Annotated in this window: 13 protein-coding genes and 1 pseudogene; 8 read left to right on the top strand and 6 right to left on the bottom strand. The window is 69.9% G+C overall.

Features of this window, described 5'->3' with window-relative positions; genetic code table 11:
• Positions 1-11 precede the first annotated feature (11 nt).
• Positions 12-1997 (bottom strand): APC family permease, encoded by a 1986-nt coding sequence (locus D7X99_RS33275; protein WP_121781267.1) that lies wholly within the window; start codon positions 1995-1997, stop codon positions 12-14.
• Positions 1998-2120: 123 nt separating this feature from the next.
• Here D7X99_RS33275 and D7X99_RS33270 point away from each other — a divergent pair, with 123 nt between their 5' ends.
• Positions 2121-2636 carry an RNA polymerase sigma factor gene (locus D7X99_RS33270; protein ID WP_121781266.1) on the top strand — a complete coding sequence of 172 codons (516 nt, stop codon included), beginning with the start codon at positions 2121-2123 and terminating at the stop codon, positions 2634-2636.
• Positions 2637-2648: 12 nt separating this feature from the next.
• Here the strand turns inward: D7X99_RS33270 and D7X99_RS33265 are convergent, their stop codons facing one another.
• Complete coding sequence (locus tag D7X99_RS33265) at positions 2649-3302, bottom strand: hypothetical protein (RefSeq protein ID WP_121781265.1); 654 nt, start codon at positions 3300-3302, stop codon at positions 2649-2651.
• A 1-nt stretch (position 3303) separates the two neighbouring features.
• Positions 3304-5481, bottom strand: coding sequence for a S46 family peptidase (locus tag D7X99_RS33260; protein ID WP_121781264.1), 2178 nt, complete (start codon positions 5479-5481; stop codon positions 3304-3306).
• A 122-nt stretch (positions 5482-5603) separates the two neighbouring features.
• Here D7X99_RS33260 and D7X99_RS33255 point away from each other — a divergent pair, with 122 nt between their 5' ends.
• Positions 5604-6341: a M50 family metallopeptidase gene (locus D7X99_RS33255; protein WP_121781263.1), complete on the top strand. Its 738-nt coding sequence runs from the start codon at positions 5604-5606 to the stop codon at positions 6339-6341.
• Positions 6342-6354: 13 nt separating this feature from the next.
• Here D7X99_RS33255 and D7X99_RS33250 read toward each other — a convergent pair whose 3' ends face one another.
• Positions 6355-7632, bottom strand: coding sequence for a hypothetical protein (locus D7X99_RS33250; protein ID WP_121781262.1), 1278 nt, complete (start codon positions 7630-7632; stop codon positions 6355-6357).
• A 128-nt stretch (positions 7633-7760) separates the two neighbouring features.
• Positions 7761-8420, bottom strand: coding sequence for an MBL fold metallo-hydrolase (locus D7X99_RS33245; protein WP_121759972.1), 660 nt, complete (start codon positions 8418-8420; stop codon positions 7761-7763).
• A gap of 106 nt (positions 8421-8526) precedes the next feature.
• Between D7X99_RS33245 and D7X99_RS33240 the strand changes: the two genes are divergently transcribed.
• From D7X99_RS33240 to sppA, 6 genes are all read left to right on the top strand, one after another.
• Positions 8527-9243, top strand: a complete 717-nt coding sequence (locus D7X99_RS33240; RefSeq protein ID WP_121781261.1) for a hypothetical protein — start codon at positions 8527-8529, stop codon at positions 9241-9243.
• A gap of 288 nt (positions 9244-9531) precedes the next feature.
• Complete coding sequence (locus tag D7X99_RS33235; protein ID WP_169848177.1) at positions 9532-11910, top strand: DNA topoisomerase (ATP-hydrolyzing) subunit A; 2379 nt, start codon at positions 9532-9534, stop codon at positions 11908-11910.
• A gap of 10 nt (positions 11911-11920) precedes the next feature.
• A complete protein-coding gene (locus D7X99_RS33230; protein ID WP_121781259.1) occupies positions 11921-13852 on the top strand; it encodes a type IIA DNA topoisomerase subunit B in 1932 nt (643 codons plus the stop codon).
• A 94-nt stretch (positions 13853-13946) separates the two neighbouring features.
• On the top strand, positions 13947-15410 hold the full coding sequence (locus D7X99_RS33225; RefSeq protein ID WP_233613915.1) for a PEGA domain-containing protein: 1464 nt from the start codon (positions 13947-13949) through the stop codon (positions 15408-15410).
• A gap of 28 nt (positions 15411-15438) precedes the next feature.
• Positions 15439-16647 (top strand): PEGA domain-containing protein, encoded by a 1209-nt coding sequence (locus D7X99_RS33220; protein WP_121781257.1) that lies wholly within the window; start codon positions 15439-15441, stop codon positions 16645-16647.
• Between the two features lie 48 nt (positions 16648-16695).
• The gene (gene sppA / locus D7X99_RS33215; protein WP_121781256.1) at positions 16696-19182 is read left to right on the top strand and encodes a signal peptide peptidase SppA; all 2487 of its coding nucleotides are present in this window, start codon (positions 16696-16698) and stop codon (positions 19180-19182) included.
• A 162-nt stretch (positions 19183-19344) separates the two neighbouring features.
• Here the strand turns inward: sppA and D7X99_RS33210 are convergent.
• Positions 19345-19455 (bottom strand): annotated as a pseudogene (locus D7X99_RS33210) (IS5/IS1182 family transposase); the annotation flags it as partial.

Raw genomic sequence — 19455 nt, 5'->3', positions numbered from 1 at the left:
GCGCTTCCGCCCTACCCGCTGTCTCCGGGGTGGGCGGGGTCGCCCCAGGCGGAGTGCGGCGACGGGTGTCCTTCCGTGCGCAGGTACCAGGGCACGCTGACCACCACCAGGCGCCGCTCGCCGGACAACAGCAGCGCGCTGCGGAGCAGCTCCGAGCGGCGGCCGTAGAGCATGGCCCGGTACCAGCGCTTCTCCAGCAGCTCCGGCATCACGATGGCCACGGTGCGGCCCGGCACCTCCGCGAGCGTCGCGTCCAGGTAGTCCATCAGGGGCCACACCAGCGCGCGGTACGGCGACCCCACGTGCACGAGCGGCGGAGGCCTCCGCCCAGCCTCCTGGAGCGGCCCCTGGACGAAGCGCTGCCACTGGGCGTCCAGCGCCGCCTCGTCGGTGTCGCCGCTGCAGATGTGCACCGCGCGCACGTCATCGCTCAGCGTCAGCGCGAAGCGCAGCGCCGTCTCCGACGCGTGGGACCAGCGGTCCACGGGCACCACTGCGACAATCGGCGACGCGGGCGTGAGGAGCACGGGCCGCTTCAGCTCCGTCACCCGCCGCGTGCGCGTGTACGCGGCGTGGACGCGAGACAGCACCAGCAGGCCCGCGGGCACGAGGACGAACGCGGCCCAGCCGCCGTGCACGAACTTGGACACGCCCACGATGCACAGCGTGAGCGCCGTCATCACCGCGCCCGCGCCATTGAGGGCCCTGCGCCACCGCCAGCCCTCCTCCCGGTGCCGGCTCCAGTGCACCACCATTCCGGCCTGCGACAGGGTGAAGGCCATCAGCGCGCCAATGGCGAACAGGGGAATCAGCCGGTCCGTGATGCCCTTGCACACGATGAGCAGCACGGCCGCGAGCGCGGACAGGGTGAGGATGCCGCGCGACAGGGCGAGCCTCCGTCCCCGATGGGCGAAACCCGGCGGCAGGTAGCGCTCGCGCGCCAGCACCTGGCAGACGAGCGGGAAGCCCGCGTAGCTGGTGTTCGCGGACAGCGCGAGCACGCAGAGGATGGCGGCCATGGCCACGTAATAGAAGACGCCGCGACCCATCACCGCCGCGATGAGCTGCGACAGCACCGTCTGGTAGTTCGCGCCGTCGGGGTCGGTGGCGCCCACGCCGTACGCCCGGCACAGCAGCGCGATGCCCAGCAGCATCGTCACCAGGACGCCCACGATGATGCCCAGCGTGGTGCGCGCGCGGCGGATGGCGGGGTCGCGGAAGATGGGCACGGCGTTGCTGATGGCCTCCACGCCCGTCATCGCCGTGCACCCACTGGCGAAGGCGCGAATCACCAGCCACGCGCCCAGGGACGCGGTGGGCACCGCCAGCGGCGGCGGTTGCTGCACGGGCGTCGCGTCACCGGTGGCCAGCTTGAAGAGGCCCACGGCCAGCACCACGCTCAACGAGGTGATGAAGAACCAGGTGGGCACGACGAACACGGCGCCCGCCTCGCTGACGCCGCGCAGGTTCACCAGGGTGAGCAGCGCCAGGATGCCCAGGGTGATGGGCAGCGTGTGCGGCCGCAAGGCGGGGAACACGGACACCAGCGCGCCCGTTCCGGCGGAGATGCCCACCGCCACGTTGAGCAGGTAGTCCAGCATCAGCGCCGTCGCCGCGAGCAGCCCCGCGCCCCGCCCCAGGTTCTGCTTCGCCACGGTGTACGCGCCGCCACCGCTGGGATACGCGGCGAGGGTCTGCGCGTACGAGCTCGCGACGATCATCAAGAGCCCGACGATGGCGGCGGTGATGGGGAAGAGCAGCCACAACCCCGAGGCCCCCAGCGGGCGCAGCACGGTGAGCGAGGCCTCCGGGCCGTACGCGGCGGAGGACAGCGCATCCAGCCCGAGCAGGGCCACGCCGGTGAGGACGCCCGTCTTCTCCTGCATCGCCTGGGCGCTGGTGAGCGGGCGCCCCAGGAGCAGGTCCATGAGGCCGTTGCCCTTGCGGCGCCGGGGCGTGAACGGCCTCCTGCGTCCGTACTCGGCCAGCTGAGCCATGCCCGGAAGGTGCGCACCGGCTGTCCGGGCGAAAACACGGCCCCGGAGTCGCATGCCCTCCAGGGCAATAGACCCTTTCACGGGCCCGTTCGTTTCACGGGAAGACACAGGAGACCGTCCGCCATGGGCCCGCACGCCGCCGTCCTCCCCTTCCCCACCCTGGATGCTTTGTACGCCCTTCATCGTCCCCGGGCGCTGGCCATTGCCCGGCGAATCGTGGGGGACACCGACGACGCGGAGGACGTGGTGCAGGACGTCTTCCTGCGCCTGTCGCGGCAGCCACCAGGGCTGGATGGACGGGCGACGTGGACGACCTGGCTGCACCGGGTGATGGTCAACAGCAGCATCAACTGGCTGCGCGCGCGAAGGCGCCGGGAGCGGCTGACGCACGCGCCCCAGGAGGCCGTGTCGCCAGAGGCCCACGCCATGGGCACGCAGATGCAGCAGCACTTCCACGAAGCGCTGGAGGAGGTGAACCCCCAGCAACGGCAGGTGCTCTACCTGCGCGAGGTGCGCGGCCTGGGCTCCGCTGAAATCGCCCGGCTCCTGCGCATCCCCGAGGGCACCGTGAAGAGCGCCCTGCACCGCGGCCGCCAGCGCGCCCTCAACGTGATGGAGGAGCGCGGCCAGCAGCCTTGAGGCACGGCGCTGCTACTCGTCGCCCTTGCTGCCCACGAACTGGTCGCCCTTCTCCTTGAAGAGGAGGTTGAAGCTGGTGAGCGAGCCGTAGACGCGGGTGATGTAGCCCTGCATCTCCGCCTTCTCCGCGTCCGTGAGCTTGGGGTGCGCGTTGAGCTTCTGCTCCAGCACGCGGATGCGGTCGCGCACCATCGTGACCTTGTGGAACAGGCCGTCGATGGGCAAGTCCTTCGCCTGCAGCTCCGGGTTGCCCGGCACCAGCCGCACCGTGCCGCCCTCCCACTTGCCGGCGAGCGGCGGATCACTGAGGCCCGCCGCCTCCCGGAAGATGTCCATCAGCTCTTCGCGCGTCATGTTCAGCCCTTCCAGGTCCACCACTTCGTGCGGATCCGCGCGGTGGCGCACCACCACGGGCGCCACGCTGCGCGGGGCGCGGGTTCGCGTGCTCGAAACCACGGGCGCCGGGGACGCGGAGCCCCGGGGCGCGTACTTGTCACAGATGGGCGCGGAGGGCGGGAACATGCCACGCGAGTTCTGCAGGCGGCACGGCCCCACCCAGCCACGGTGATCCACGGAGTGCGGGCTCCAGAGCTTGCAGTTGCCACACACCCGCTCATCCGGCCGGAAGGTGGGCAGCGCTGGAGTCCCGTCCCCCGCGTCCGACATGTCAGCGAGCCTCCTTGGCCACGGGCTTGCCCTTGCGGACGTTCAGCTCGCGCAGGAGGGCGTCCGCGTCCTCGACCTGGTCGAGCTGCCAGAGCAGGTAGCGCACGTCCACGTTGACGTTCCGGGCCACGTCCGGATTGTAGCCGAAGTCGTTCGCGACGTTCTCCCACACGCGGTCGAAGTTCACGCCCACGAGCTGCCCCTTGCCGTTCACCGTGGGGCTGCCGGAGTTGCCGCCCGTGGTGTCCGCGTCCGCCAGGAAGTCCACCGGCACGTCCTTCAGCCGGGGGTCCGCCCACTGCCCGAACTTCTTCGCCGCCGCGGCCGCGCGCACCTTCTCCGGCGCGTTGAAGGGCTCCTCACCGGTGTGCTTCTGCAGCATCCCCGTCAGCGTCGTCTGCGGCAGGTACAGCGCGCCGTCGCGCGGCGTGTAGCCCTGCACCTTGGCGAACGACACGCGCAGCGTGCTGTTGGCGTCCGGAGCAATGGGCTTGCCCGCCTGCGCCATCACCGCCTTGCGCCACGCCGGCCGCAGCCGGGAGGACGCGCCCTGACGACGGTCGCGCGTGTCATCCAGCGCGGCCTGCTCCTTCGCCAGCTCCATGCCGAACGCCAGCATGGGGTCGCGGCGCGCGGCGAGCTGCCCCACGGACTCGTCCGCCATCTTCAGGCGCTCCGCCAGGGTGAGCACCTTGGTGCCCGCGTACAGCGAGTCGATCTTCGCGGAGACGTCCTTCTCCGAGTACGTCTTGCCGAAGACCGCATCCACGGAAGCGATGCGCGCATCCGCGGGGAGCGCCTGCGCGCGCTTCACGAACGCGTGCAGCAGCGCCTTGTCCGAGGCGAGGAAGAGGTTCTTCTGCTCGCGCTCCAGGCGGTCCTTGATGCGCGGCACCTCGCGGTCCATGTACTCCGGGCGGCGCTCCAGGTCCGGCTTCGCGCGCTCCATGGCCAGCCGGGACACCGACGTGGCCAGCGCGGGCCCACGCGCGAGGCGGGAGGACATGTTCAGGAGGAACTCGCGGTCAAAGGTCTTGGCGGAGTCCTGCTGCTCCGCGAGCAGCGCCTCGCGGGCCTTGAGGGCATCCCCCCACTTCGCGGCGTCCTTCTGCGCCCAGGCGACGGTGGCGGCCTCCGTGTCGCGCTGCTTCTCCACGATGTGGCCGCGCTTCAGGCCCGCCAGCTGGCCGCCCGCGTTCTTGTAGGCGTTGTGCAGGCCCTTGAGCTGCGAGGCCACGGCGATCTTCCCGGCCGGGTCCTTCTCCCCTTCGGCCTCCAGGATGCGGATGGCCTCGCCCAGCACGTCGCGGATGCGCGGGTAGTAGCGCGCCTGACGCTCCGCCATCTCGTCCGCGAGCAGCGTGCGGAAGGTGGTGCCCGGGTAGCCCAGCACCATCACGAAGTCGCCCGGCTTCACGCCCTCCGTGGACAACGGGAAGAAGAACTCTGCTTTGTAAGGCACGTTCTTGTCGCTGAACGCCGCGGAGGCGCCGTCCGGCGCGGTGTACGCGCGGATGATGGCGAAGTCGCCGGTGTGGCGCGGCCACATCCAGTTGTCCTCTTCGCCGCCGTACTCACCCACGGCGCGCGGCGGCGCGTAGACCAGGCGCACGTCCTGCAACTCCACCGCGTCCACCAGCGTGTAGTTCACGCCGCCGTCGAAGGTGGCCACCTGGCAGCGGGTGGCGGGGCGCTTCTCGCACTCGGCGACCAGCTCCTTCTGCTTGCGGTCGATGGCCTTGTAGCGCGCCATGTCGTCCGCGCCCTGCGGCACGGCGCCGTTGATCTCCGCCGTCACGTCCTTGAAGCCGCGCGGCACCTGCACGCGCGAGCCCTTGCCCGGAAGCTCCTCCGACTGGCTCTTCGCGAGGAAGCCGTCGGTGATGAGGTCCTTCTGCGGAGAGCTGTGCTCCTGGATGATGGAGAAGGCACAGTGGTGGTTGGTGATGATGAGGCCGGAGGCGGAGATGAACGACCCGGAGCAGCCGCCGGTGTTCACCGTGCCCGCCAGCAGGCCCGTACCCCGCTTGGGGTCCCACAGCTTGTTGGGTGGCAGCTGGAGTCCCTGGGCCTTGAGCCAGGCAGGGCTCAGTTCCAGCACCTGCTGGGGGGTCCACTTCCCTTCCCCGGCGAAGACCGGGGCAGCCACGAGCGAGAGGAGAAGGAGGGTCTTCTTCATGGTGACCCTTCCCTACTCCGTCCGACGCCCCGGCGCGACCGTTCCGGTGTCCGGGGCGCGCGTTTTCGCGGAAGATGGAACGCGCTTGGATGTTCCGGTGTCCAGGCAGGAGGGGACCAGCGATGCGGACCGCGAGCGGGGCGACACTGGATTTTGGAAGGCTGGCGCTGCTCCTGCTCTTGATGGGGGCGTCCTGGTACTTCTGGTATTCGCCGGTGCTGTGGCCGGTGAAGGTGCTGGTGGTGATGATGCATGAGAGCGGGCATGCCATCGCCTCGCTGCTCGTGGGGGGCTCGGTGGACCGGGTGCACCTCCAGGTGAACGAGGGAGGCAGCTGCCTCTCCCGCCTGCCGCCGGGCGTGCTCAACCGCGTCATCGTGTCGTCCGCGGGGTACCTGGGCAGCGCGGTGGCGGGCGCGGGGCTGATGCTGGCCACGTTCCGGTTCCGGCTGGGCCGCGCGGTGATGGGCGCGGCGTCCGTGTGGCTGGCGGTGATGGGCTTCTTCTACGCGGGGGACCCGTTCACCCTGGCCTTCTGCCTGGGCATGGCGCTGGCCATGGGACTGGGTGCGCGCTTCCTGCCCACGGGGCTGGTGGACGCGCTCAACCTGTTCCTCGCGGCCTTCACCGCGCTCTACGTCATCTTCGACTTGAGGGACGACCTGTGGAACAGCGCGGTGCGCGCGCAGAGCGACGCGGCCATCCTCGCCAGCGAGACGTGGGTGCCGTCCATCGTGTGGGCGGCGCTGTGGACGCTCTTGTCCCTGGGCCTGCTGGGTGTGTCCGCGTACTGGGCCATGCACGCGAAGCCGGGCGGCGGCGTGAAGATGCCGCCCATGGCCCGCACGCGACGGGTGTGAGCCGAGCGGGCGCTCAGGTCCCCAGCCAGGCGATCACGTCGTCGTACGCGAAGGGGTGCTCGTAGATGTCCATCAGGTAGTCCTCCGCCGGGTCCATCACCTCGTGGTAGGTGTGCACCGGCGTGAGGCTCTTGGGGTAGCCGCCCACGGACTGGTCCGCGTTCCAGTAACCGAAGATGCCGAAGGCCATGGCCTTCATCCGGTCCGCGAAGAGCTGGGTTGCAACCGGGCCCGCGCCATTCGCGGGCCGCAGCAGGGCGACCATCTCGAACAGGCGGGCCGCCGTGTGCGAGCGCCCGGTCTCGATGGGCATGTGGTGCTCTCGCGCCGTCTCCGTGTCCGGCGAGTCCTCGTTGCGCGTACCCGCGCCCTTGCGCCCCTGATCCCAGGCCACCTGCCGGCGCTCCGTGTGCGGATCCCCGGTGTAGCGCGTGAGGTCCTTCTTGAGCACGTTCGCGCGAGCTGCGCCGTCCGTCGTCCAACGCCTGGGCCGGGCGGGGCTCGTCGCCCCCTGGTAGGGATGCGGAACCAGCTCCTTGTGCATGGAGATCATGGCCCGGCTGTTGCCAATGGGGCTGAACAGCTCCTTCAGGTCGTGGAGGATGGCCACGTTCTCCGCGACGGAGAAGTCCCGCTTGTCGTAGCTGAGGCTCACCCGGTCCTTGCTGCGCATGCTGTAGTCGTACAGGGGCTGCGCCGTCAGGTTCATCACCAGGTTGATGGGATTGAGGTTGCCGCCCAGCTGCTCCCACGAGCGGCGTGCGTAGGCCGGGTACGAGTTGGCCTCGTTGTAGCTGCCCGTCATGTTGGGCAGCAGGTTGACGATCGGGTTGGTGGTCAGCACATGGCTGATCGTCCCCGCCCAGCTGTCGTTCTTCCAGAGGAACGCCCCCAACGCCTTGCGCAGGTCGTTCAGCGCCTGGCGCGTGCGGGCATGCTCCAGGACGTCCTCCGCCAGCTCCTGCTCCAGCTCGCGGTTGCGCTGGCAGCGGGCGTCGGCCTCGTACATCAGGTGCATGTAGAACTCGCCCTTGCTGGCGAAGGCCTTCCAGTAGGCCTTGGGCGCGGTGTTCGTCATGCCGAAGGTGGTCTCGAAGGAGCCCAGCTTCGTGCCCTTCGGGAACGACCACGGCTTGGAGGCGATCCACGACCGGAGCGTGTTGCGCAGCCCCACCTTCGTCAGGTGAGCCAGCCGGGTGCGGTCCGTCGTCCGCGCGTACGTGTAGGCGCCATCCGCCAACGCCTTCGCGTCCGCGTCCTTCACTGCGACCGAGCTGATCTCCACGGGCATCGCGCGTCCCCTCAAGGCAGCGGGAGCCCTTTTCCGAGCTCCCCTCGCTTGAGTTTACTTCAAGACTGTCGCGAGTGCGCCCGCACGCGAAATATCCGAGGGTGTCAGAAACGCCCGGACGTGTGGAGTCACCGCCGCGGTCGCATCCGGAAGGCCACGAAGGACGCCATGTCCGGGAAGCCGAAGTACGGGTTCTTCTGGCGGATGGCCTCCATCTGGGCCACCGGCACGTCCGCGTAGTCATGCCCGGGGTACAGCCGCGCGGTGTCCGGAACCTTCGCCAGCACTTGCGACAGCGAGCGGTACATGTCCTCCGGGCTGCCGCCCGGGAAGTCGCACCGGCCGCACCCGTTGATGAAGACCGTGTCCCCAGACACGAGCGCGTCCTCCGCCAACAGGCAGTGCGACCCCGGCGTGTGCCCGGGCGTGTGCAGCGCATGGAACGTGCGCGCGCCCACCGGCACCGCGTCGCCCGCCCTCAGGGGCTTGAGCGCGTCCCCACCCCGCTTGCGCAGGTCGCTGGAGAAGGCGACCTCCTCCGCCTGCGCGTACACCGGTACGTCATGGCGCGACAGCAGCTCCTCAAGGCCGTTGATGTGGTCGCCGTGGCAGTGCGACACGAACGCGCCCACCACGCGCTTGCCGTCCTGCGCCACCGCCGCCTCGATGGCCGGCACGTCCCAGGCCGGATCCACCACCACCACCTCCGGGCCGTCCTGGGGACCCACGAGGTAGACGAAGTTGTCCATGGGTCCGAGCTTGAGCTGACGCACGTACGGTGTGGGCATGGTTGTCCTCCAGACGGCCACTCTACGCCCCAGGCTTGCCGGCCCGGGGCCAGTTCCCTTTGAATGCCACTTTTTGATGCCCCACGCCGTCAGGAGGTCCAAGTCCGTGAAGCGCCTGCCCACCCTGCTCGCCTGTTCGCTGCTGGCCAGCGCGTCCACCTCCGCCGCGGGGCGGTCCACCTCGACCTTCCGCTACAAGCCGTCACCGGACGATGAGCGCCCCGTCATCGTGGATGCCACCATCGGGCCCCAGGGCAGCGACTTCGCCATGCGCCTGAAGTTCAACAAGGACCCCTTCGGCGAGGAGTGCAAGCAGCGCTGCGCCAACGTCACCCTCTTCCTGGACACCGACTCCAGCGTCCAGTCCGGCCTCCACCTGGCCGACAACAAGGCCCCGGAGAACGGCGCCGACCTGGCGGTCGTCATCCAGGGCGTGCGGGAGTACAAGCGCCAGGACGCGCCTCCAGAGATGACCCTGCGCGTGAAGATCCGCCAGCTGAGCTCGGACGCCACCAGCGCGGACGCGGGCGAGCTGCTCGCGGACCTCAACAACCGCCAGGACCCGGAGCGCATCCAGACGGACGGCACCACGGTCTACCTGCTGGTGGACGCCACCAGCGCGCTCCTGCCCTCCGCCCGCAAGGTGCGCGTCATCTACCACCCGCCGGGGAGCAAGGCCCTCACCGCCACCATCAACGGGATGGCCGGTGGCAGCTCCGGACGGGGCGTGCAGATCTTCAAGCGCGGCAGCGGCAACTGGGGCCGCGCCCCTGACGCGGAGGGCAAGAAGCCCCGCGCCAACCCCAACGGCGACAACGGCTAGTCCCAGCAGCCCGCCGGCCAGGCCCTGCCCTCACTCCCCTCGGAATTCCGAGGGGTTGGCGGTGGGTTTCAAGCAGGCACAGGACTGTACGGACGTGCAGAAGTTCCGGGCTGGAGCCGCTGCAACCTCCCGAATTCGTTCTCAATGTCAGAGGCCCATGGTAGTCCGGCCCATCTGACGTCGAGGGTCCCACCCGACTGGTAGTCGCAGCGCGCACGGCGTGACGCCCGCGCGCCGCGTCACGCCCGGCCGGCCGGCCCGTGTGAAACCCATCTGGATTCCATGACCATGCTCGCAGAAGCCGAAACGAAGTCGCGCAAGAAGCAGGGAGGCCCGGCAGGGGGCGGAGGAAAGGGAGGCGGCGGCGGGTCCGGCGCTGGTGGTGGGGACAGCCTGCCCGCGGGCCTGGCCGAGGAAGCGCGCCGCCGGTACCTCAACTACGCCCTGTCGGTCATCACCTCGCGTGCCCTGCCCGACGTGCGCGACGGCCTCAAGCCGGTGCAGCGCCGCATCCTCTACGGCATGTGGAACGACCTGAACCTGTCGTTCGACACGAAGTACCAGAAGTGCGCGCAAGTGGTTGGCGCCATCATGGGCCGCTACCACCCGCACGGCGACACGGCCATCTACGACGCGCTCGTGCGCATGGCGCAGGACTTCTCCCTGCGCTACCCGCTGGTGGACGGCCACGGCAACTTCGGCTCGCTAGACGGCGACTCCGCCGCCGCCTACCGCTACACCGAGTGCCGCCTGGAGAAGCTGGCCACGGAGCTCCTGGGTGAGCTGGACAGCAAGACGGTCCGCTTCCGCCCCAACTACGACGGCACCCGGGACGAGCCCGTCGTCATCCCGGCGCGCGTGCCGCAGCTGTTGATGAACGGCACCACCGGCATCGCGGTGGGCATGGCCACCAACATCCCGCCCCACCACCTGGGCGAGCTGGTGGACGCGCTCCTGGCGCTCATCAACGACCCGGAGCTGCAGACCAAGGACCTGCTCAAGTGGATCAAGGGGCCGGACTTCCCCACCGGCGGGCAGATCCTCAACGACAAGAAGGAACTGCGGGACATCTACGAGACGGGCCAGGGCTCCGTCCGTATCCGCGGCGAGTACAAGATGGAGGAGCACAAGCGCGGCGGTCAGATGATCGTCGTGACCTCCATCCCGTACACGGTGAACAAGTCCACGCTCGTCGCGAAGATTGGCGAGCTGGTGCGCGAGCGCAAGCTGCCGCTCATCACCGACGTGCGCGACGAGTCCACCAAGGACGTGCGCATCGTCATGGAGCTCAAGAAGGACGCCAACCCCGAGCTGGTGATGGCGTACCTCTACAAGCACACGCCCCTGCAGACGAACTTCGGCGTGAACCTGACGTGCCTCGTGCCGTCGGACAACCCGGACGTCGGCACGCCCAAGCGGTTGGACCTCAAGTCCATCCTCCGCTACTTCCTCGACTTCCGCCTGGAGATCGTCACCAGGCGCTTCGAGCACGAGCTGGCGGAGCTCAAGCGGCGCGTCCACATCCTCGAGGGCTTCGAGAAGGCCTACGACGCGCTGGATGAAATCATCCGGATCATCCGCCAGTCGGAGGGCAAGCAGGACGCCGCCCAGAAGCTGATGGCGCGCTTCAAGATGGATGAGATCCAGGTGGACTCCATCCTGGAGATGCGCCTCTACAAGCTGGCCCGCCTGGAGATCCTCATCGTCCAGAAGGAGCTCAAGGAGAAGCGCGCGGAGATCAAGCGCATCGAGGGCATCCTCAAGGACGTGAAGAAGCGCTGGTCCGTCATCCACGACGAGCTGACCGGCCTCAAGGCCGCGTACACCGACAAGCGCCGCACGCGCATTGGCGGCGCGGGCTCCGAGGAGATGGAGTTCTCCGCGGAGGCGTTCATCGCGGACGAGGACGCCCACGTCGTGATTACGCGCGACGGGTGGATCAAGCGCGTGCGCGAGGTGAAGGACCCGTCCACCACCCGCCTGCGTGAAGGTGACGCGGTGATGGCGGTGCTCGCCGGCAGCCTGAAGGCGAACCTGGTGCTGTTCAGCAACTTCGGCACCGCCTACGTCACCCGCTTCAACGACGTGCCGGCCTCCACCGGCTACGGCGACCCGGTGCAGAAGCTGTTCAAGTTCGACGACGGCGAGCGCGTGGTGGGCGCCCTGTCCCAGGATGCCCGCCTGCGCCAGCCGGCGAAGCTGGTGGCGGTGACGCGCCAGGGTCTGGGCCTGCGCTTCCTCCTGGCGCCGCACCTGGAAGTGTCCACCCGCGCCGGCCGCCGCTACGCGAAGACGGGCGAGGGCGATGAGATCATCGGCACGCAGCCGGTGGGCGACAAGGACCTGCTCGCCGTCCTCACGGAGAAGACCCACGCCCTCGTCTGCAAGGTGGCGGAGGTGAACGAGTTGGCGGGCCCCGGCAAGGGCGTCCAGGTCATCAAGGTGGATGACGGGGACAAGGTGGTGGACTTCCTCGCGGCGCCGGCCAGTCAGAAGGACGCCGTGCTGGAGTTCGAGACGCAGAAGGGCCGCAAGCTGCACCTGTCACCGGCGAAGTTCTCCGTGACGGGCCGCGGCGGCAAGGGCCACGAGATGTCCAAGCGCGACACGGTGAAGGAGGTGGCGAAGCCCGTCACCTTCGTGCCGCTGCCGGAGAAGAAGGAGTAGCGGGAAGGCCATGGCGACCAAGAAGGAAAGCTACACAGGCGCGGACATCCAGGTCCTGGAAGGCCTGGAGCCGGTGCGCAAGCGCCCGGCCATGTACATCGGTGGTACCGACAGCACGGGCTACCACCACCTCCTCTGGGAGATCGTCGACAACTCGGTGGACGAGGTCATCAACAGCTTCGCGACCACCGTCGAGGTCACGCTGCACAAGGGCGGCAAGTCCATCACCGTCGTGGACAACGGGCGCGGCATCCCCGTGGACATGATGCCCAAGCACAAGAAGCCCGCCGTGGAGGTCATCCTCACGACGCTGCACTCGGGCGGCAAGTTCGAGCAGGGCAGCTACATCCACTCGGGCGGTCTGCACGGCGTGGGCAGCTCCGTGGTGAACGCGCTCTCCAGCAAGCTGCTCATCGAAATCAAGAAGGACGGCAAGCGCCACGTGCAGTCGTACGCGCGCGGCAAGGCGACCAGCGCCCTCAAGGTGGAGGGCCCGGCGCGCGGCACCGGCACGTCCATCACCTTCGAGCCGGACGCGGAGATCTTCGGAGAGAAGCAGAAGTTCGACGCGGCCCTGGTGCGCGAGCGCCTGGAGGCGAAGAGCTACCTGCACAAGGGGATGACCGTCGTCTGGAAGGACGAGACGGCCACGCCCGCCATTGCGGAGACGTTCAAGCACGACGGCGGCATCGCCGAGTACCTCACCAAGGTCGTGTCGGAGCGCCAGAAGCCCATCGTCCCCGTGGGCGGCACGCCGTTCTACTTCTCGCGCGACAACGAGGTCCGCCTGGAGGTGGCGCTGGCGTGGACGGAGGCCACGGACGAGCACATCCGCTCGTACGTCAACGGCATCCCCACGAACCTGGGCGGCACGCACGAGGCGGGCTTGAGGGCGGCCATCGTCAAGGCGATGCGCAACTACATCGAGACGCACGGCCTGACGCCCAAGGGCGTGTCGCTCACCGCGGAGGACATCCGCGAGGGCATCACCGCCATCCTCTCCGTGTACGTGGTGGAGCCCCAGTTCCAGGGGCAGACGAAGGGCCGCCTCAACAACCCGGAGACGACGGCGCAGGTGGACAGCGCCGTCCGCCCGGTGCTGGAGAAGTGGCTCAACGACAACAAGTCCATCGCGGAAGCGCTGCTGGCGCGCATCATCCTGGCCGCCCGCGCGCGCGAGGCGTCCCGCGCGGCCTCCGCCGCCATCAGCCGCAAGTCCGCGGTGAGCCACCGGCTCAACCTCCCCGGCAAGCTGGCGGACTGCTCGTCCACGGACCCCGCGTCCAGCGAGCTGTTCATCGTGGAAGGTGACTCCGCAGGCGGCTCCGCCAAGCAGGGCCGCGACCGGCGCACCCAGGCCATCCTCCCCCTGCGCGGCAAGGTGCTCAACGCGGAGCAGGCGTCCACCGACAAGGTGGCCACCAACAAGGAGCTCCAGGACATCGTCAGCGCGCTGGGCTGCGGCATCGGGTCCGACTTCGACATCACGAAGCTCAGGTATGGCCGCGTCTTCCTGCTGATGGACGCGGACAGCGACGGCCACCACATCGCCACGCTGCTGCTCACGTTCTTCTACCGGCACCTGCGGCCCCTGATTGAGGCGGGCGCGGTGCACATCGCCCAGCCGCCGCTGTACCGGGTGGACATCGGCAAGGAGACGTACTGGGCCCTGGACGAGCCGGACCGCGACCGCATCATCCGCGAGAAGGCCAAGGGCAACGCCAAGCCCAACATCATGCGCTTCAAGGGTCTGGGCGAGATGACGGCCGACGAGCTGAAGACGACGACGCTCGACGCGAAGAACCGCATCAGCCTGCGCGTCACCATCGACAACGCGCTGGAGACCGACCGCATCATCAATGACCTGATGGGGAAGGACGTCTCGGCGCGTTACAAGTTCATCACCGAGATGGCGGGCGAGGTCCAGGAGTTGGACGTCTGAGAAAGTGGAAGTCCCCGCACACCCGGGACGGGTTCACCCGTCCCGGGGAGGCATTGGTCTTCCGCCCCGCTGGTCGGCTAGCATCCGCCGAATCGTGAACACCACCCGCCTTGCCCTGACTGTCGCGCTCGCCTGCATGCTGAGCGCTCCCGCCGCCGACGCCGCCACCAAGCGGAAGTCCGCCGCGAAGAAGAAGCGCCCCGCCGCCACGAAGAAGGTCCCCGCGGCAGCGCCCGAGGACACCTTCACGCCTCCGGATGAACCGGCTCCCGACTCGGACGTGCCCGTCGCGCCCAGGGCGGCCGCCCCGGCGCCCGTCGCTCCGGCCACGCCCGCCGCCCCGAAGAAGCTGGCGGACGTTCCGGCTCCGGCGCGCGCGGCGCAGTCCAACGCGGTGGCCATCTTTGGCGTGGCCCGCCAGTCGGCCGCGACGGACTCCGCGGCGAAGCTGGAGGACACGCTCACCCGGCGGCTGGGCAGCGCGGGCGACGTCCAGTTCGTGGACCTGGCCACCGCCTTCCCGCCCCCGGAGCCCCAGGGCAACCCCCGGGCTGACGCCCTCTTCGACGAGGGCCGCGCGGCGTACGACAACCTGGACCCGGACGCCGCCGCGGCGAAGTTCAAGGCGGCCGCGGAAGCCTACGTGCAGCGCCCCGGCGACCTGCGCCCGGAGAAGCTGGGTGAGACGTACCTCTTCCAGGGCGCGTCCCAGCTGCTCAACGGCGACGTGGCGGGCGCGAAGGCGGCCTTCACGAACGCGCTCCTCGCGGAGCCGTCGCTGCGCCCGGACGCGGGCCTCTTCGGCCAGGACGTGCAGCGGGTGTTCTCGGAGGCGCAGAGCGAGCTGAACGCGCAGCCGCAGGGCACGCTGGTGGTGAACACCCAGCCGCAGGGCGCGCGCGTGCTGGTGCGCGGCCGCGACGTGGGCACGACGCCGCTGTCCGGCGCGAAGCTGGCCCCGGGCCGCTACCCCGTGCAGGTGGTGCTGCCGGGCTACGCCCCGTTCGCGACGTACGTGGAGGTGAAGCCGTCCGCCCCCACGGAGCTGAAGACGAAGCTCGGTTCCGCGCCGGGCCTGTCCGCGCTGCGTGACGCGGCGACGAAGGCCGGCACCGAAGCCGCCTTCGACGCGAACGGCACGCCGCCGGAAGTGGGCGCCATCGCCGAGCGGCTCAACGCGCGCTACGTGGTGCTGGCGGCCACGTTCCAGGACAAGAAGGGCCGGCTGCACGGCGAGGTGCAGGCGTGGGACGTGCGCACCAAGAACCGCCTGCGCGGCGTGGAGGTGGACTTCGGCAAGCGCGACGGCAAGGGCAGCGCGGACTTCGCCGCGGACCAGGTGCACACCTTCCTCACCGGCGCCGCGCTGCCCCAGGGCCGCGAGGACGCGTCGAAGGAGCCGCTCGTGTCCAGCGACTCCGTGCTGCGCAAGCCCTGGTTCTGGGCGGCGGCGGCGGGCGTGGCGGCCGTGACGGCGGGCGTGGTGTACGTGGCCACCACGGACCGCGGCCCCGGCTTCAACCCGGTGAACGGTCTGCCCGGTGGAATTTCCTTCTAGCCCGGGCGTCAAGCGCACAGGACTCCTCATGAAAGCCCTTCCGCTCGCGCTCGTGCTGCTGCCCGCCCTGGCGCTGTCATCCTCGCCACCGGCGGGCCGCATCTCCGCGCTGCTCATCCCCATGGACCCGTCGTCCGAGTCCTCGGGGGTGCAGATGGAGAGCTACCTGAACGACGCGCTCGGCAACTTCCCCAGCTACTCCGTGCGCAAGCCGCGCGACCTCTTCGGTCTGCCGGACGACCCGTCCGCGCAGGCGTCCTTCCAGCGCGCGAAGAAGGGCTACGAGGAGAGCGTCAAGGCCTTCGAGGCGCGCGAGTACGAGGACGCGGAGCGCAAGGTGCGCGCCACCCTCAAGGAGCTGGACGGCTCCGTCGCTGCCATGACGTCCTGCTTCCCGCTGTGCGACTCGCTGGCGCTGCACGGCGCCATCCTCCAGCTGCGGGGCGACGTGGAGGAGGCGAAGCTGCTGCTCATCGACCTGATGGCGCTCAACCCCACGTTCGAGCTGAACCCCAAGCGCTTCAGCCGGGATTTCATCAGCCTGCGCGTGCAGGTGGCCACCAGCCGGCCCTCTCAGCTGCGCGGCAGCGCCACCTTCAAGTCCCGGCCCGCGGGCGCCCGTGTGTACGTGGACGGCGAGCCGGTGGGCTACACGCCGCTGACGCTGCCCACGCTGCCGGTGGGCAAGCACCTGGTGCGCATGGAGCGGCCGGGCTTCCGTCAGTTCGGGCAGATCGCGGAGGTGACGCCGGACGACGTGGACGTCGTCGCCTCGCTGGCGCCCACGGCCACCTACAAGGCCTACGACGCGCAGCTGGACAAGGTGATTCCGGACGTGTCCCGCCCCAGCGACAAGCCAGCCAACGCCATCGTCTCGCTGGGCAAGTCGCTGAGCCTGGACCGGGCGATGGTGGGCACCGTGCGCGTCATCCCGGAGCGGGGCACGGAGCTCGCCGTGGGCCTCTTCGACGTGAAGAGCGGCAAGCGCCTGGGCTCGCGCAAGCTGGTGCTCCAGGGCGACGAGTACGGACAGCTCAAGTCGGAGATGGAGCGCATCGCCAACCAGCTCATCAACAGCGAGGGCGAACAGGTCCAGAAGAAGCGCGACCCGCTGGACAACCGCAGCGGCGCGGAGGACTGGGGTTCGGAGGACCGCGGAGGCAACTCCCGACAGTCCGTCAAGAAGCACTCCGGGGATGATCCGCTGGACGACGTGTCGGGTACCGAGGACTGGTGACACGCGGCGCTTGTCCCGGGACGGCTCGCACCTAGAGTCCCGGTCCGTATGCGCCACCTGCCGCTGCTCGCCCTCCTCCCCAGCCTCGCGATTGCCCAGACGGGCGCCGTCGACCGCGCCCCCGTCCCGCCCCTGGGCATCACCCTGCCGCCCACCAACGCGGCGCTCATCGACGAAGCGCCCGCCCTGTCCCTCAACCCCGCCGGCCTGGGGTTCCAGGACGCGGGGCAGCTCTTCTACCTCCACGAGCGAAACCTCCAGTCCGACTCCGTGGGAGACGCCGTGTTCCTGGGCGCGCGCCTGCTGGGCCTGGGCGCGGGCTTCTCCCTGGAGTGGATCCGCGGCGAGAACGCGCCGGACTACCGCAAGACGTCCTTCGGCCTGTCGCTGGGGCCTCGCACGCTGCAGCTGGGCGCCGCGCTGCACGACTTCAGCAGCTCGGATGACCACCGCATCAGCGGACTGACGAGCTGGGACGTGGGCCTCACCGCGCGCCCCTTCCGCTTCCTGTCACTGGCCGCGGTGGCCAAGGACCTGAACGCCCCGGAGCAGGACGGCCTCAAGCTGCAGCGCCGCTACAACTTCGGCCTGGGCCTGCGCCCGCTGGGTGAGCGCTACACACTGGGCGTGGACTGGCTCTTCGCGGAGGGAGGCTTCCGGGAGGGCCTGGCCACGTACACGCTCCAGGCGGAGGTGGTGCGCGGCCTGAGGCTGGGCGGCGGCCTGTCCCACGGCTTCGTCAGCGGCATTCCCCTGGCGCTCCAGTTGGCGGCCACGGTGGACCTGGGCCACGCGGGCCTGACGTACGCGGCGGGCGGCGCGGGCAACGGCCTGGACCACGTGCTGCAGGTGCGCCTGTCCTCGGAGCGCTACCGCTCCCTGCACGGCGGCGGCGGCGTGGTGGCGCTGCTGGATTTGGACGACATGCTGGCTGGTGGCGTGAGCCCCGCGCTGGCCATCCTGGGCGTGAGCGAGGCGGACCCGTACCTGCGCCTGATGAAGTACCTGGACCTGGCCACGCGCGATGAGCGGCTCAAGGGCGTGGTGGTGAAGATGGAGGGCCTGCCCGGCGTGGGCTGGGGCACGGCGGAGGAGCTGCGCCAGTCGCTGCTCAAGCTGCGCGAGGCGGGCAAGAAGGTCGTGGTGGTGATGCTGTCCGGGGATGACCGCGGCTACCTGGTGGCGTCCGCGGCGGACAGCGTCTACGCGCTGACGGAGGCGTCGTTGCCCATCAACGGCCTGTCCGCCACGGTGACGTCGCTGGGCGGCACCATGGAGAAGCTGGGCGTGACGTGGGACGTGGCGCGCGTGGGTGAGTACAAGACGGCGATGGAGCAGTTCACCCGCTCCGACATGAGCCCCGCGGAGCGCGAGACGCTGGACGCGTACCTGGACTCCCAGGTGACGCACTACGAGAAGGCCGTGGAGGCCGGGCGCAAGCTGCCCCCGGAGAAGCTGCGCGCCGCGTGGGCCCAGGGCATCCTGTCCTCGAAGCGGGCGCAGGCGGCGGGCCTGCTGGACGGCGTGGTGTCCGCGACGGAGCTGGACGCGCGCGTGGCGGAGTGGTTCCCGGGCATGCGCTTCCACCCGACGTACTCGCCGCGCGAAGAGCGCGAGGACCGCTGGGGCCTGCGCCGCCGCATCGCGGTGGTGCCGGTGCTGGGCGACATCACCGGCGGACGCAGCCGTGAGGACCCGCTGGGCTTCGCGCAGGTGGCGGGCGCGGAGACGGTGGTGCGCGCGCTGCAGGAGGCCCAGGAGGATCCGTCCGTGGTGGCCATCATCCTGCGCGTGGACTCCGGCGGCGGCGACGTGCTGGCGTCGGACCTGATGTACCGCGCGGTGCTGGAGGCGAAGAAGCACAAGCCCGTCATCGCCTCCATGGGCGACGCGGCGGCCTCCGGCGGCTACTACGCGGCGGTGGCCGCGGACGAGGTGCTCGCGGAGCCCACCACGCTGACGGGCAGCATCGGCGTCTTCTATCCGAAGCCCGCGCTGGAGGGCCTGGGCGCGAAGCTGGGGGTGAACCAGGAGACGCTCAAGCGCGGCGACATGGCGGACCTGCTGGAGTGGTGGAAGCCGTGGACGCCCGAGCAGCAGGCCGCGGTGCAGACCTGGGTGGACGACTCCTACGACACGTTCATCACGGAGGTCGCCCGCAACCGGAAGATGGACAAGGCGAAGGTGGACGCCGTGGCCCGCGGCCGGGTGTGGAGCGGGAAGGACGCGCTCGCCCGGGGGCTGGTGGACGGGCTGGGCGGCATGCCGGAGGCCGTCGCGTCGGCGCGCAAGCGCGCGAAGGTGCCCGCTTCGGAGGAGCTGGACCTGGACGTCATGGGGGACGCGCGCGGCTTCCTCTCCGGGCTGGGTGGGGAGCCCGGCGTGCACGCGCTGGCGGGGCTGCTGCTGCCCGCACTGCCAGAGCGCCCGCCGGAGGCACTGGCCGTGCTCGCCCGGGAGGTGGGGCTGGGCTCGCCCGAGCTCCTGCGCCCCGGCCTGAAGGCCATGATGCCCTTCCGCGTGCGCATCCGCTGAAGGGCCTCCCCAGGCTCCCCCCAAGCTCCGGAGACGCCTCCTGCCCCCTGGGGAGGTCTCCCGGTGGACAGGCCGCGCACACGGGCGGCGAAAATGCGGGCGCCTCATCCGGGCGCTCTGTTAGGGTGGTCAGTGCCTCCCGGCCGGCGCTAGGGGGTGTCCCTAATTAAGCCAAAGCATCATGCAGGCCAGGTGGAGGACCGCCAGGTAGTTGGTGGCGGTCTTCTCGTAGCGGGTGGCCACGGCGCGGAAGCGCTTGAGGCGGTGGAACAT

This window comes from Corallococcus sp. AB032C, from assembly GCF_003668935.1.
Classification (GTDB): Bacteria; Myxococcota; Myxococcia; order Myxococcales; family Myxococcaceae; genus Corallococcus; species Corallococcus exiguus.
Note: the sequence above shows the minus strand (reverse complement) of the source record. Positions and strands in the feature narration are given on the sequence as shown.